This window comes from Synechococcus lacustris Maggiore-St4-Slac, from assembly GCF_024345595.1.
In the GTDB taxonomy this organism is placed as follows: Bacteria; Cyanobacteriota; Cyanobacteriia; order PCC-6307; family Cyanobiaceae; genus Synechococcus_D; species Synechococcus_D lacustris.
Window position 1 is genome coordinate 251634 of the sequence record NZ_JAGQBK010000001.1, and the last position, 13387, is coordinate 265020.

Sequence of the window (13387 nt, forward strand, 5' to 3'; positions counted from 1 at the left end):
TTCTTAAACAACTGCTTAGCGAGAACAACTGTTTAGCGAGCAGCCACTTCTAGATCAGTGCTGGCCTTTTCCCTTTCCCACAGGCGCCGATAGGTGCCCTCCTGGCCCACTAATTCCCGGTGGGTGCCCTCTTGAACCAACTGGCCATCAACTATCACCAATACCCGATCACAGGCGGCAGCCGCAGATAGTTGGTGGCTTATGAACAACACCGTGCGATGTAGGTCGATGGTTAGGGATTGCAGAATTGCTGCAGCGGTGCGGTTATCTACGCTGGCAAGGGCATCATCAAGCACAAGAAGTGGAGCATCAACAAGTAAGGCGCGGGCAAGGGATGATCTTTGCCTTTGGCCACCACTAAGGGTGATACCTCTCTCACCCACAAGGGTTTGATAACGATCTGGAAAGCTTTCAACATCGGCCTTGAGTTGTGCTTGCTGAACAACTCTCTCTAGCTGCAGAATTTCAGCATTTGGATCACCATAGCAAAGGTTTTCTGCAAGGGTTGCTGAAAATAAATAGCCCTCCTGGGGCACCATTGCAATCTGTTTGCGAAGGTCGGCGAGTTTTAGGCAAGTGATGTCTTGTCCGTTAATAAATAGTTGACCGGAAGGAACCTCCAACATGCGCCCTAAGGCTCTTGCCAGGGTTGTTTTACCGCTGCCTACAGGGCCAACCACTGCCACCAACTCACCGGGCTTAACGCAAAAACTAAGCTTGTTTAAAGAATTTTTGCTAGCGCCTGGATATCGCACACACAGATCCCTTGCTTCGATACTTGCCCCTGTGGAATTTTCTTGCAACTCATCTGCCCTAATTGGATCTTGAATGCTTGCCTCACGGCTAAGTAGGTCTTCAACTCTCTCAAGACTCACCTGTCCTGTTTGGAATGAACTGAGGGTGAAACCCAGTAGCGCGGTGGGAAATACAAGGCGTTCAATATAAAGAATAAGGGCAATTAATCCGCCTAATGTGAGGCTGCCGCGCTCCAGTTGACCACTACCAAGAGCTAAAAGTACGAGCAGTGATAGTGAACTGATGCCTTCTAGTAATGGAAAAAGAGTGCTGCGGGTGCGGGCGAGGGCAATGGCGGCATCGCGATAGCGTTTGCTTAGAGATGCAAATGCACCTACCTCTGTGGGTTCTTGCCCATAGATTTTGATTGCACTAATTCCTGAGAGATCCTCTTGGATTAAATCGCTTAATTGGGCAAGATTCTGCTGTTGTTGGCGTTGTTGGCTCATCATGCGTCCCCCCGAGGCGCCCACCACCACCAGCATCAATGGGTAGAGGATGATTGCCGCCAGGCTTAGCCAGGGGTCTATGGCCAGCATTGCTGGCAGGGTGAACGCATAGGCAAGGGCTGTGTTTGCAAGGCTTAATACCGCGAATCCAAGCAGCCGCCGTACATTTTCCACATCACTTGTAGATCTGCTAATCACTTCGCCGCTGCCAGCGGTTTGTACCCAGCCGGGCTCCTGTTTCAACAAATGATCAAAAATACGTTGACGCAACAAGATTTCCACCTGCCTGCCGGCGCCAAAAACCAATACCCGCGACCAAAGCCTTACCCCGGCCATGGCGCTAGCAAGCAGGGCAATCCAAAGGGCTTGGTGGAGTAGATCGCCAAGAGAAAAGCCTGGCTTGAGGCTGTTTACGGTTCTTTGCACCAACAAAGGCAATGTGGTGCCGAGCAAATTCACCACCAAAAGAGCCAACGCCCCCCGCAAAAGTTGCTTGCGTTGGGGCCGTAAATAACGGGCAATCAAACCCAGTTTCAACGAAGCAAACATCCAATCCCTCCCCTCACACCCAAACTACGTAGCAATCAACCCCAATGGAGGTGCCATGGCGATTGAGTCCCCCCAGTCCCATCCCCTGTATGCCCTAGATCGCAACATTGTTGATGGTTTGCTGGCTGCTAAGGAGCCAACCAGTGGGCAAATGGTTGATGCCGCAAGGCTTTTTAATCGCTATCAGGGTTTTCCAGGTGCCACCGACCTTAAAGAAGACCTGGAAAAAACCCTGAGGCTCTGGGGTTTTGATCGCAATGAACTCAACCGTCGCTGTAGGGAGCTCTGGAGCTCTGGTTATCTGCCTGGTGAACAGCTCAATGCTCAACCTGGCAGTGAGGTGGGATCGCAAGTGGGCAGTGGCTTTGATTCAACCGATAGTGAAAATGACGCCTAGATCACCCGAATTGGCCACTTCTTAGGCGATTATTAAGAGGTCCCCATCACCTGGCCCGCGATGCTTAGCATCCGGGTCTTTTTTTTAGCTATGCAAGTGGTTCAGCAGCTCCCCGCCTTGTTGGAGCGCCTTCTCCAAGGGGAATGCTTGGCTGAAGAGGATGCGGCCGGGTTGATGCAGGCCTGGTTGGAAAACAGTCTTAGTGCGGTTCAAACCGGTGCTTTTCTAGCTGCCCTGCGCTGTCGCACCCCCTCAGCAATTGAGCTATCAGCCATGGCCTTGGTGCTGAGGGCAGCGGCACCGCTGCCCTGCAAGCGCCCCGATGGGCCTCTGCTCGATAGTTGCGGCACCGGTGGTGATGGTGCCAATAGTTTCAATATCTCCACAGCCGTTGCCTTCACCGCCGCCAGCTGTGGGGTAAAGGTGGCTAAGCATGGCAACCGTAGTGCAAGCGGCAAGGTTGGTTCAGCAGATGTGCTGGAGGGGCTTGGCATTCAACTAACAGCTCCTTTGGAATCAGTTGTTGGTGCAATCGATCGAGCCGGCGTTAGTTTTTTGTTTGCCCCTGGCTGGCATGGCTCCCTGGCGGCGCTTGCCCCCCTGCGCCGCAACCTTGGCGTGCGCACCATATTTAATCTTTTAGGCCCTCTTGTTAATCCACTCGCCCCCGAGGCCCAGGTGTTGGGGGTGGCGGACATTAATTTGTTGAAACCCATGGCTGGGGCCCTCAAAAATTTGGGTTTACAGAGGGCTGTGGTTGTTTATGGCCATGGTGGTTTGGATGAAGCGAGCCTCGCTGGAACAAATGAATTGATTGTTTTAGATGCAGGTGAATTGCACGCCCAGCAATTAGATCCCACCGCTTTTGGCTTGAGCCTTGCGCCCCTTGCTGAAATTGAGGGCGGTGATCTCGTAACCAATCAAGAAATTCTTGAGCGGGTGTTGCAAGGCAATGGCAGCAAGGCCCAACGGGAGGTGGTAGCTCTTAATACAGCTCTGGCGCTTTGGTGCAACGGTTCAGTGCAGCATTGGGGTGATGGTGTGGAACGTGCCCTAGCGAGCCTTGATAGTGGGGAGCCATGGCAGCGTTTACTAGCCCTCCGCACTGCCCTAAACCCCGTTGCGGGATGATCCTCGTAATTCAAAAATCGTGCCGCAGTTGATGGAAGCCCAGCTTGTGCTCGCCGATGGCACCGTACTGAGGGGCAAAAGCTTTGGTGCTAGAGGAACAGCCATTGGTGAAGTGGTTTTTAACACCGGGATGACCGGCTACCAAGAGGTGCTCACCGATCCAAGCTATGCGGGTCAATTAATTACTTTTACTTATCCAGAATTTGGCAACACCGGCATAAACGAATTTGATATGGAATCTGATAAACCTGCTGTGCAGGCTGTTATCAGCAGGGAATTGTCGCCGGTTGCCAGTAGTTGGCGCGCAACCGCAAGCCTTGATCAATGGCTGCAGCAGCACGGGGTAGTGGGTTTATTTGGTGTAGACACCCGCGCTTTGGTGAGGGTTTTACGGGAGGGTGGCGCCATGAATGGGGCCGTGAGTAGCGATGGCACATCAGCCAAAACACTCCATGAAATGGTTTGTTCTGCCCCATCAATGGAAGGTTTAAATCTGGCCCAGCAGGTTTCAACCCCTAAGCCCTACAGCTGGCAACAGCTATCACCGGTTGGCTTTGATCAACGCTTGAAAGCGCAACCAAGCAAGCCCTATCAAGTGGTGGCCATTGATTTCGGCATAAAGCGAGCAATTCTCGAACGCTTGGCGGCCCACGGCTGTGAACTCAGAGTGTTGCCTGCAAGCTGTTCCTTGGAGCAGGTTCTGGCTTGTAAACCCGAGGGAGTGTTTCTTTCAAATGGGCCTGGAGATCCCGCTGCAGTGAGTTCAGCCATTGGCTTGGCGAGGGGATTGCTGCAAGAAAAAAACCTGCCTGTTTTTGGCATTTGCCTGGGGCATCAAATTCTTGGTTTGGCCCTTGGTGGCAGAAGCTTCAAACTTGGTTATGGCCATCGCGGCCTTAACCACCCCTGTGGCGCAGCGGGGATTGTGGAAATTACAAGTCAAAACCATGGATTTGCCATTGATGCGGCAAGCCTTGATCCTGATCGGGTGAAGATCACCCATAAAAACCTGAATGATGGAACCGTTGCCGCCATTGAGCTTTTGCATCAGCCCGTTTTTGGGGTGCAGTATCACCCGGAGGCATCCCCAGGACCCCATGACGCTGATCATCATTTCGCCAAATTTGTGGCATTGATGGCAGATAGGCGATCTGTGGATAAGATTGAGCGCCCATAGGGGCCCATCAGCTGTTGAGGACTGGAGCCATCACCGAATTGCAGCGACTCACCGTCTCTCTCCGTGGTGGATTTGAACCCCAGGAGCGCTACCTGCTGTTCCATTTCACTGGTCAGCTGGATGCCTACTCGGAACGTCAATTCCGCGATTTTGTAAGCCAATACGTGGCTAAATCCAAGCTTCCTTTGGTACTAGATCTGAGCAAGGTTGATTTCCTTGATTCATCTGGCCTTGGCGCCCTCGTGCAAATTGCCAAGCAGCGCAATGAGGCAAAACTCAAATTTTTTGTAGTTGGAAATAGCCGTGTTGTGCAAACGGTGAAGCTGGTGAGATTGGAAGCTTTCCTTAATCTTCAACCGGATCTCACCACTGCCCTAAGTGGTTTTGCTGCCCAGTAAAACTCCAATTGGCATGGCCTTGCCGGGCCCCGCCCAGTTGGCATGGCTTGGAGATGCCGTGTGGGAACTTCACCAGCGCACCAGGTTGGTGCGCCACCAAGCCAGTTCCCACCGGCTTCATCAAGCTGGTGTTGAGCAAGTACGCGCCGAAGCCCAAAGCGCCGCTTTGTTTTTTTTAGAGCCCCACCTAACCGAATCTGAGCTGGAATGGGTGCGCAGGGGGCGTAATTCAGCGGGTAGAGGGCCGAGGCGTGTGGATCCAGCCATCTATGGCAGGGCCTCAGGGTTTGAGACAATGGTTGGCTGGCTCTATCTCTGCAATCCGGAGCGACTTAATGAGTTGCTTTGCCTTTTTCAGGATTTACCCCTGGATGGCCCGGTGTGAAATTGTTTGAGCCTGGTTCCCTTTGCTGCCTCCGCCATGGCTCCCCGTCCCGATCGCCCCAAAGGGGAGCGCCCTAGGCGACCCTTCAGCCGTCCCGACGGTCCAGCTAGGGGAGCCTCTAGCCGGCCGGAGCGTCCGGTGCGCCTTGGTCGCTCCGATAGGCAGGATCGCAGCAAGTCTTACGAATCTCCGGAGCGGGCCGACCGATCTGATCGATACCGAACGAATAGATCTGAGCGACCAAGTTTTGATCGAACAAGCTCAGATCGAGCAAGCTCAGATCGACCAAGTTTTGATAGGCCAAGATCAGATCGACCCAGTTTTGGAAGGTCTACTAGCGACCGTTCTCGCTCAGATAGAAGCCGTGCCGGTCAAACACGTTTTGAGAGAACACGTCTAGAGAGAACAAGTTTTGATCGACCCAGTTCAGAGAGAACAAGTTCTGATCGCAGAAGTTTGGATCGCAGAAGTGATCCAAGATCCAATCAAGATTTTGAACCAACCGCCGATAGCAACACAAGCCCCGAGATTGATGATTTGGTTTGGGGCCGCCACGCGGCCATGGCAGCCCTAGAAAGCGGTCGCCCAATTCATCGCATCTGGTGTACGCCAGAGATGCGATTCAGCAGTCGTTTTTTACAGCTACTTAGGGAAGCAAAGGGTTCTGGTGTTTTGGTTGAGGAGGTTACCTGGGCTCGCCTGGCCCAACTCAGTGGCGCAGCTGTTCACCAGGGAATTGTGCTGCAAACGGCAGCGGCGGAAACCCTCAACCTGAAAACCCTTGTGGAAGGTTGTAGTCAATTGGGGGAGGCACCCCTTTTGATGGCTGTAGATGGGCTCACCGATCCACAAAATCTTGGTGCGATCGTGCGCAGTGCGGAGGCCCTTGGTGCCCATGGTTTAGTGCTGCCCCAGCGGCGCAGTGCAGGGTTAACAGGTTCTGTGGCAAAGGTGGCAGCCGGAGCGCTCGAGCATCTACCCATTGCAAGGGTGGTGAATTTGAATCGGGCTCTGGAATCCTTGAAAGAAAATGGCTACCGCGTGGTTGGTTTAGCCGAGGAGGGCAGTGTTCCTCTTATGGATGCTGATTTAGAGGGCCCCTTGGTTGTTGTTACCGGTTCCGAGGGAAATGGCCTTTCGATGCTTACCCGCCGCCATTGCGATCAATTAGTTCGTATCCCCTTGCGCGGGGTTACCCCAAACTTAAATGCAGCAGTAGCAACTGCTTTGCTGCTTTATGAGCTGGCTCGCAGGGGTTGGATGGCAGGTATTCATGGCCAGGATCCCGCCCCACGACTGCAACGGGTGCAGTTGCAATCGTCGCCAGCCGTAGCTGTTGAAACCCCAAATGAGGAGCAAATAAGTGACGGATTCAGCGCAGAGATCCGCCTATAGGCCCCAGAGGGGCCTATGTGAGGTCAAAATAACGGCGCATGAGCTTTCTGATGGGTCTTTTTTCCGCTCCCCTCCGCGCCACTGCCAATGCCCTAGGCCTGGCCTGGTGGGCGAGGGTTGATACCCGCCAACCAGATGTCACCTATTGGTTCGGCCCCTATGTGCGTCGCCATACGCTCGAATGCAAGCTACCTGCTTTCTTGGCAGACCTGCGCAGTGAGGGACCAGCGGTATTGGAACATCGTTTAGTGCGAACCCGTCGCGGTGAACCATTCACCATCGAACATCAGGGCTGATAGCGTCGCAACAGTTTTGTTTCGCACATGGTGATCAGCCGGGGGCGTGCTGCCTTTGATCAAGGCTTGCAATCGGCCAGTGCCCACACCCAGGCAAGTTTTGATCGCATAGCTGAAACCGAACCGCAGTTGCACTCATTCGTAACGCTTACCCAAGAGCGGGCGAAGTTAGATGCAGAGCGAATTGATAAGGCGAAGGCAGCCGGTGAAAAGTTGGGACCCTTAGCCGGAGTGAATCTGGCAATTAAAGACAACCTCTGCACTAAAGGTATAAAAACCACCTGCTCAAGCCGAATGCTCGAGCACTTCATCCCCCCCTACGAATCCACAGTTACCCAAAGGCTTTGGCAGGCAGGGGCTGTGCTGGTGGGTAAAACAAACCTCGATGAGTTCGCCATGGGCAGCTCAACTGAAACCTCAGCATTTGGTGCCACTGCCAATCCATGGGATCCCACCAGGGTGCCGGGGGGAAGTTCCGGGGGCAGCGCCGCAGCTGTAGCCGCTGGCCAATGCGATGCAGCCCTTGGTTCAGATACCGGTGGATCAATCCGACAACCGGCAAGTTTTTGTGGTGTTGTGGGCTTGAAACCCACCTACGGCCGGGTGAGCCGTTGGGGACTTGTGGCCTTTGCCAGCTCCCTTGATCAAGTGGGTCCATTTGGCCGCACGGTTGCTGATGTGGCGGCTGTTTTACAGGTGATTGCCGGCCACGATCCCTTTGATGCCACAAGCCTTGACCTACCCGTTCCTAATTACCTTGAGGCTTTGGATCAGCCAGTTAAGGGTTTGAGGGTAGGAATATTGAAAGAGGCCTTTGGCGCTGGTTTAAACCCTGAAGTTGAGGCTTCGGTGCGTGGGGCTGCAAACCTGTTGCAATCCCTTGGCTGCACCATGGTGGATGTGAGTTGTCCCCGTTTTAAAGACGGTATCGCCACCTACTACGTGATTGCCCCTTCTGAGGCATCGGCCAATTTGGCCCGTTATGACGGTGTTAAGTATGGCCAGCGCCATCAAGCTGGCGAAAGCCTCGGTGCCATGACGGCACTCACTAGGGCCAATTGTTTTGGCGCAGAGGTTCAAAGGAGAATTTTAATTGGTACCTATGCCCTATCTGCTGGCTACGGAGATGCCTACTACCGCAAAGCACAACAAGTGCGCACATTAATTAGGGAGGATTTCAATAGGGCTTTCCAACAGGTTGATTTATTACTTACGCCCACCTCGCCTACAACTGCCTTTAAACCTGGGGAGCATAGTGATAATCCAATAGCTATGTACTTAGCCGACTTGCTAACCATTCCAGCAAACCTAGCTGGTATTCCTGCCATCAGTGTTCCCTGTGGTTTTGATAGCAATGGCCTCCCCATTGGCCTGCAATTGATGGCACCGGTGCTTGAGGAAGCGAGATTGCTTCAGGTATCCCATCACTATGAGCAGGCCGCTGCGGTGATGAAAGATCGGCCCGAAGCTGCACTGGCCATTGGTTAGCACCATATCTAGTGCCCCTAGCTAGGGTGGGTGCACTAGGGCTGGTGGAAAGCTTTGTCGTTTGTTCCCCTTCATAACCACAGCGATTACAGCCTGTTGGATGGGGCAACCCAGCTTCCCGCCATGGTGGCGCGAGCCGTTGAATTGGGGATGCCAGCTGTTGCCATAACGGATCATGGTGTGATGTATGGCGCCATTGAACTACTTAAGTTGTGCACAAAGGCTGGGATAAAACCAATTATCGGCAATGAAATGTATGTTGTTAATGGCAGCATTGAAGATCCCCAGCAAAAGAAAGAGCGTAGATATCATCTGGTTGTGTTAGCAAAAAATCAAATTGGTTATAAAAATCTAGTAAAATTAACAACAATTAGTCATCTCCAAGGGATGCGAGGTAAGGGAATTTTCTCACGGGCTTGTATTGATAAACAGATATTGAAAAAATATAGTGAGGGTTTAATTGTTGCCACCGCTTGCATGGGTGGTGAAATACCCCAGGCGCTTTTAAAAGGAAGATATGATGTGGCTAGGGACATTGCCATTTGGTATAGGGATGTATTTGCTGAAGATTTTTATCTGGAAATTCAAGATCATGGCTCCCCTGAGGATCGGATCGTAAACACTGGCATAGCAAAATTGGCGGCTGAACTTGATATTGAAATAATTGCAACTAACGACGCTCACTACTTAAGCGGATTGGATGTGGAGGCCCATGACGCCCTTTTATGTGTATTAACAGGAAAACTCATTAGCGATCAGAAGCGCCTCCGCTATACCGGCACTGAATTTATTAAAAGCAGAGCTGAAATGGAGTTGTTGTTTGCTGATCATTTAGAAGCTAGCGTTGTTGAAAAAGCCCTTGATAATACGGTTAAAGTTGCAAATAAAGTTGAGGAGTATGACATTCTTGGACGGTATCAAATGCCAAATTTCCCGATCCCTGATGGCCACACCTCAGTTAGTTACTTAACGGAAGTTTCTGAGCAAGGATTAAGGGCCAGACTGGCAATAACAGATTCGGAAGTAATTGAAAAAATCTATGCAGATCGCCTCTATTTTGAACTGGAGGTTATGGAGCAGATGGGTTTTCCCACCTATTTCCTTGTGGTTTGGGATTATATTCGTTTCGCTCGAGATAATGGTATTCCTGTGGGGCCGGGTAGAGGTTCTGCCGCAGGATCCCTGGTGGCCTATGCCCTCGGAATAACAAATATTGATCCCGTTAAGAATGGTTTGTTATTTGAACGCTTTTTGAATCCTGAGCGAAAGTCTATGCCGGATATTGATACCGATTTTTGTATTGAGCGCAGGGGGGAGGTAATTGAATACGTAACCAAGCGCTATGGTGAGGATAAGGTGGCACAAATAATTACATTTAACCGCATGACTTCAAAGGCAGTTTTGAAGGATGTGGCCAGAGTTCTGGATATTCCCTATGGGGATGCAGACAGACTGGCAAAATTAATTCCTGTTGTTCGAGGCAAGCCAGCAAATCTAGATGAAATGATAAGTGAGGAATCTCCAGCGCCTGATTTTAGGGATAAATATAATAACGATCCCGCTGTTAAGCATTGGATCGATCTTGCTCGCCGCATTGAGGGTACAAACAAAAGTTTTGGCGTTCATGCAGCAGGTGTTGTTATCGCAGCTGAACCCCTAGATGAACTTGTGCCACTACAGCGAAATAATGATGGTCAAATAATAACTCAATATTTCATGGAAGATGTTGAATCAATGGGTTTACTTAAGATGGACTTCTTGGGCCTTAAAAACCTAACCATGATCGATAAAACCCTGCAGTTAGTACATCAGCATTCTGGTATTCGCATAGATCCAGATGATCTGCCAGCAAATGATTCAGCAACCTATGCCCTATTGGCAAGGGGGGACCTGGAAGGAATTTTCCAATTGGAATCCAGTGGCATGCGCCAGATCGTAAGAGATTTAAAACCATCCTCCCTTGAGGATATTTCTTCGATATTGGCCCTCTATCGTCCCGGACCTCTTGATGCAGGGCTAATACCTAAATTTATTAATCGCAAACATGGTCGTGAATTAATCGAATTCGTTGATCCCAAACTTGAGCCGATTCTGCAGGAAACCTATGGAATTATGGTTTATCAAGAGCAGATCATGCGCATCGCCCAGGATTTAGCTGGCTATTCACTTGGTGAGGCTGATCTGTTGCGGAGGGCCATGGGTAAGAAGAAGGTGTCAGAAATGCAAAAACATCGCAGTCAATTTGTACAAGGGGCAACTGCTCAGGCGGTTCCTGAAAAGGTAGCAGATACATTATTTGATCAAATGGTGTTGTTCGCAGAATATTGTTTTAATAAAAGCCACTCCACTGCCTATGGCGCCGTTACCTATCAAACCGCATATTTAAAAGCCCATTATCCGGTTGCCTACATGGCAGCTCTATTAACAGTTAACTCTGGTATTACAGATAAGGTGCAGCGCTACATCTCAAATTGTAATTCCATGGGCATTGAGGTTTTACCCCCTGATTTAAATAGTTCAGGCATTGATTTTACCCCACAAGAGAATAAAATATTATTTGGTTTGTCGGCAATTAGGAATTTAGGCGAAGGTGCCATTCGCGGCTTGTTACTTTCACGGCAAAAAGATGGTCCGTTCCAATCCCTTGCCGATCTCTGCGATCGCATGGCAACTGCTAGCTCCTTAAATCGCAGAGCCCTGGAATCATTGATCCATTGCGGTGCGCTTGATTGCCTAGAACCAAAGGCAAATCGTGCCCAATTGATGGCTGATCTTGATCTGCTGCTTGATTGGGCTAACTCAAGGGCAAGGGATCGCGTAAGTGGTCAGGGTAGTTTGCTTGATTTATTAACAGTTGATAGCTCTGCAGGAACAAATACTGCTGTTAGTACAGCGCCAAAGGCTGCGTCTGTTGCCGATTATGCCCCTACGGAAAAATTGCGTCTCGAAAAGGAATTGGTTGGTTTTTATCTATCAGATCATCCGTTGAAGCAATTGAAATCCACCAGCCATTTGCTTTCACCAGTTGGGTTGGCTCAACTGGAGGAGCAGGCCGACCGCAGCCGTATCTCTGCACTAGTGATGGTTCCAGAAATAAAATTAGTAACCACCCGCAAGGGCGATCGCATGGCAATTTTGCAGCTTGAAGATCTCACCGGTAGTGCAGAAGCGGTTGTTTTTCCAAAAACCTATGCTCGGCTTGCTGATCATTTGATGGTTGATGCCCGTTTATTGTTGTGGGCCCAGGTAGACCGGCGCGATGATCGAGTGCAGTTAATTGTTGACGATGTTGCTTTGGTTGATGACTTGCGCCTGGTGATGGTAAAATTAAATCAAAAGCAGGCGGGAGATATTACGGTTCAACATCAACTAAGAGAATGTTTACAGCAGCACCGTGTTGATAATGAATCAGTTGGTGCAAGGATTCCAGTTGTTGCAGAAATAGAGAGCCTTGAAGGCCATTGCTTTGTGCGCCTTGGTCATCAATTTTGTGTAAACAATGCTGATGCCGCAGTGGCAAGCCTTAGCGCTGCTGCTTTTCAGGTGAGCTTGCGCCACTGCGCAGCCGCTTGATATTAGGTTTAATTTGCTCAAAACCAAATAGAGAACCAGGTTCTTCTAACCAACTGCTTGAGAAGATTCCATAGCTAAGCCCAACTAAGCCTAGTAAGAAACATCCACCAGAACTTATTAAGGTGATTCCAGTTGGGATATCCAGGATCTTTTTAGTGATTAATAGATAACTACCAACAAAAACTGCCATCCCCATAATTGTTGGTATGCCAGTGGCGATAGCAACCCTTCGAGCCATGCGGTTAGCAACCGTTTGGGGAATTGCCTTTTTGCTATCGCTAACTTTTAGCTTTTTAACGGGTTTAGGAGCTGCGGCTGCTTTTGCTGGTGATGATGTTGGCTGATTGCGCTCGTGAGCGAAGCCATCCGCCATGGTGCCTAGCCTCGGATGCCCAGTTTAGCGATCAGGGTTTGATACCGCTCGTTGCTTTGGCTTTTCAAGTAGCTCAGCAGGCTTTTGCGGCGACCAAGCATTTTCAGGAGGCCTTGCTTAGAAGAAAAATCGTGTTTGTTGGCCTGTAGGTGGCCGGTGAGCTGGCTGATGCGCTCACTCAACATGGCCACCTGCACTTCCACCGATCCGGTGTCTGTGCCATGGGTTTGGTGGCTGTTAATCAGCTCTTGTTTCTTTTCTGTGTTGAGCGGCATGCGGGAGATCGGCCCGAATCGGTGCAATCAACCACCATAACTCCCCGAGGGGCCTTATTTGGCAGTTTGGCCAAGCCAGCGCAGGCTTTCCCGCAACCAGGCATCACTATTTTCCGCATCATCCCCGGATAGCAGGGGATTCACGGCCTTAAGGGCCTCGTGAATTTCCAAGGGGCCATATCCCAAACTGGTGAGCATCTGCTCAAGTTCTGGCCGTAGGTTTGTTTCGAGTGCAGCCAAGCTGGCTTCTTGGTTGTGGCTGATCACATAACTATCGAGTTTCTGCCTCAGTTCAAGCGAGAGGCGCTCAGCGGTGCGTTTGCCCACACCCTGGGCACTGCAAAGCAGGTTTAGGTTTCCCTGCTGGATAGCTTCAATAAGAACTGGCGCCTCCATCGCTCCCATCAATGCCATCGCAACCTGGGGGCCAACCCCGCTAACTCCAATCAGTAGTCGAAATAGATTGCGCTCCTGCTGATGGCTGAAGCCGAAAAGCACACTGCCATCTTCCCTATGAAGATGATGGATCCAAAAACTGAGCGTTGCAGCCCCAGGGCTAAGCCGATGCACAGCCCACAGCTCTTTACTAATTTGAACCTCGTAGCCCACACCGGCGCAAATCAAAAGCAAACCGCAGCGATTTCCCTCCTGCCAGGTGTGGCCCAGGTGTCCTTCAAGCCAACCGATCATGCTGTGCTCAGATTTG

At 50.8% G+C, this 13387-nt stretch carries 13 protein-coding genes; 9 read left to right on the plus strand and 4 right to left on the minus strand.

The features are described 5' to 3' along the window. Positions 1-32: 32 nt before the first annotated feature. On the minus strand, positions 33-1793 hold the full coding sequence (locus KBY68_RS01400; RefSeq protein WP_255095620.1) for an ABC transporter ATP-binding protein: 1761 nt from the start codon (positions 1791-1793) through the stop codon (positions 33-35). A 55-nt stretch (positions 1794-1848) separates the two neighbouring features. On the opposite strand from KBY68_RS01400, the gene KBY68_RS01405 reads away from it, so the two are divergent. The 9 genes from KBY68_RS01405 (at position 1849) to KBY68_RS01445 (ending at position 12033) form a co-directional block, all read left to right on the plus strand. Further along, a complete protein-coding gene (locus KBY68_RS01405) occupies positions 1849-2190 on the plus strand; it encodes a DUF3288 family protein (protein WP_255095621.1) in 342 nt (113 codons plus the stop codon). A 90-nt stretch (positions 2191-2280) separates the two neighbouring features. After that, positions 2281-3321 carry an anthranilate phosphoribosyltransferase gene (gene trpD, locus KBY68_RS01410; protein ID WP_390634968.1) on the plus strand — a complete coding sequence of 347 codons (1041 nt, stop codon included), beginning with the start codon at positions 2281-2283 and terminating at the stop codon, positions 3319-3321. Positions 3322-3352: 31 nt separating this feature from the next. Next, complete coding sequence (gene carA / locus KBY68_RS01415; RefSeq protein WP_255095667.1) at positions 3353-4498, plus strand: glutamine-hydrolyzing carbamoyl-phosphate synthase small subunit; 1146 nt, start codon at positions 3353-3355, stop codon at positions 4496-4498. Between the two features lie 14 nt (positions 4499-4512). Continuing rightward, the gene (locus KBY68_RS01420) at positions 4513-4896 is read left to right on the plus strand and encodes an STAS domain-containing protein (protein ID WP_106498935.1); all 384 of its coding nucleotides are present in this window, start codon (positions 4513-4515) and stop codon (positions 4894-4896) included. 13 nt (positions 4897-4909) lie between these two features. After that, positions 4910-5281 carry a Mini-ribonuclease 3 gene (locus KBY68_RS01425; protein WP_255095668.1) on the plus strand — a complete coding sequence of 124 codons (372 nt, stop codon included), beginning with the start codon at positions 4910-4912 and terminating at the stop codon, positions 5279-5281. A gap of 36 nt (positions 5282-5317) precedes the next feature. Further along, positions 5318-6676: a 23S rRNA (guanosine(2251)-2'-O)-methyltransferase RlmB gene (gene rlmB / locus KBY68_RS01430; RefSeq protein WP_255095623.1), complete on the plus strand. Its 1359-nt coding sequence runs from the start codon at positions 5318-5320 to the stop codon at positions 6674-6676. Positions 6677-6726: 50 nt separating this feature from the next. Then, positions 6727-6972 carry a DUF1816 domain-containing protein gene (locus KBY68_RS01435; protein WP_106498933.1) on the plus strand — a complete coding sequence of 82 codons (246 nt, stop codon included), beginning with the start codon at positions 6727-6729 and terminating at the stop codon, positions 6970-6972. Positions 6973-6999: 27 nt separating this feature from the next. Next, on the plus strand, positions 7000-8460 hold the full coding sequence (gene gatA / locus KBY68_RS01440; RefSeq protein ID WP_255095624.1) for an Asp-tRNA(Asn)/Glu-tRNA(Gln) amidotransferase subunit GatA: 1461 nt from the start codon (positions 7000-7002) through the stop codon (positions 8458-8460). Between the two features lie 54 nt (positions 8461-8514). Continuing rightward, positions 8515-12033, plus strand: coding sequence for a DNA polymerase III subunit alpha (locus KBY68_RS01445; RefSeq protein WP_255095625.1), 3519 nt, complete (start codon positions 8515-8517; stop codon positions 12031-12033). Here KBY68_RS01445 and KBY68_RS01450 read toward each other — a convergent pair. Genes KBY68_RS01450 through ruvA form a run of 3 tightly spaced genes read right to left on the minus strand, consistent with a single transcriptional unit; the run spans position 11984 to position 13371 of the window. Further along, positions 11984-12406 (minus strand): PAM68 family protein, encoded by a 423-nt coding sequence (locus KBY68_RS01450; RefSeq protein WP_255095626.1) that lies wholly within the window; start codon positions 12404-12406, stop codon positions 11984-11986. The genes KBY68_RS01445 and KBY68_RS01450 overlap by 50 nt on opposite strands. Before the next feature lie 5 nt (positions 12407-12411). Then, positions 12412-12681 (minus strand): 30S ribosomal protein S15, encoded by a 270-nt coding sequence (gene rpsO, locus KBY68_RS01455; protein ID WP_106499003.1) that lies wholly within the window; start codon positions 12679-12681, stop codon positions 12412-12414. Positions 12682-12735: 54 nt separating this feature from the next. Then, positions 12736-13371 (minus strand): Holliday junction branch migration protein RuvA, encoded by a 636-nt coding sequence (ruvA, locus tag KBY68_RS01460; RefSeq protein WP_255095627.1) that lies wholly within the window; start codon positions 13369-13371, stop codon positions 12736-12738. Positions 13372-13387: the final 16 nt, after the last annotated feature.

Coding starts and splice junctions, on each gene's coding strand:
- KBY68_RS01400 (WP_255095620.1), bottom strand. CDS start 1,793: ATGTTTGCTTCGTTGAAACTGGGTTTGATTGCCCGTTATTTACGGCCC.
- KBY68_RS01405 (WP_255095621.1), top strand. CDS start 1,849: ATGGCGATTGAGTCCCCCCAGTCCCATCCCCTGTATGCCCTAGATCGC.
- trpD (WP_390634968.1), top strand. CDS start 2,281: ATGCAAGTGGTTCAGCAGCTCCCCGCCTTGTTGGAGCGCCTTCTCCAA.
- carA (WP_255095667.1), top strand. CDS start 3,353: ATGGAAGCCCAGCTTGTGCTCGCCGATGGCACCGTACTGAGGGGCAAA.
- KBY68_RS01425 (WP_255095668.1), top strand. CDS start 4,910: ATGGCCTTGCCGGGCCCCGCCCAGTTGGCATGGCTTGGAGATGCCGTG.
- rlmB (WP_255095623.1), top strand. CDS start 5,318: ATGGCTCCCCGTCCCGATCGCCCCAAAGGGGAGCGCCCTAGGCGACCC.
- KBY68_RS01435 (WP_106498933.1), top strand. CDS start 6,727: ATGGGTCTTTTTTCCGCTCCCCTCCGCGCCACTGCCAATGCCCTAGGC.
- gatA (WP_255095624.1), top strand. CDS start 7,000: ATGGTGATCAGCCGGGGGCGTGCTGCCTTTGATCAAGGCTTGCAATCG.
- KBY68_RS01450 (WP_255095626.1), bottom strand. CDS start 12,406: ATGGCGGATGGCTTCGCTCACGAGCGCAATCAGCCAACATCATCACCA.
- rpsO (WP_106499003.1), bottom strand. CDS start 12,681: ATGCCGCTCAACACAGAAAAGAAACAAGAGCTGATTAACAGCCACCAA.
- ruvA (WP_255095627.1), bottom strand. CDS start 13,371: ATGATCGGTTGGCTTGAAGGACACCTGGGCCACACCTGGCAGGAGGGA.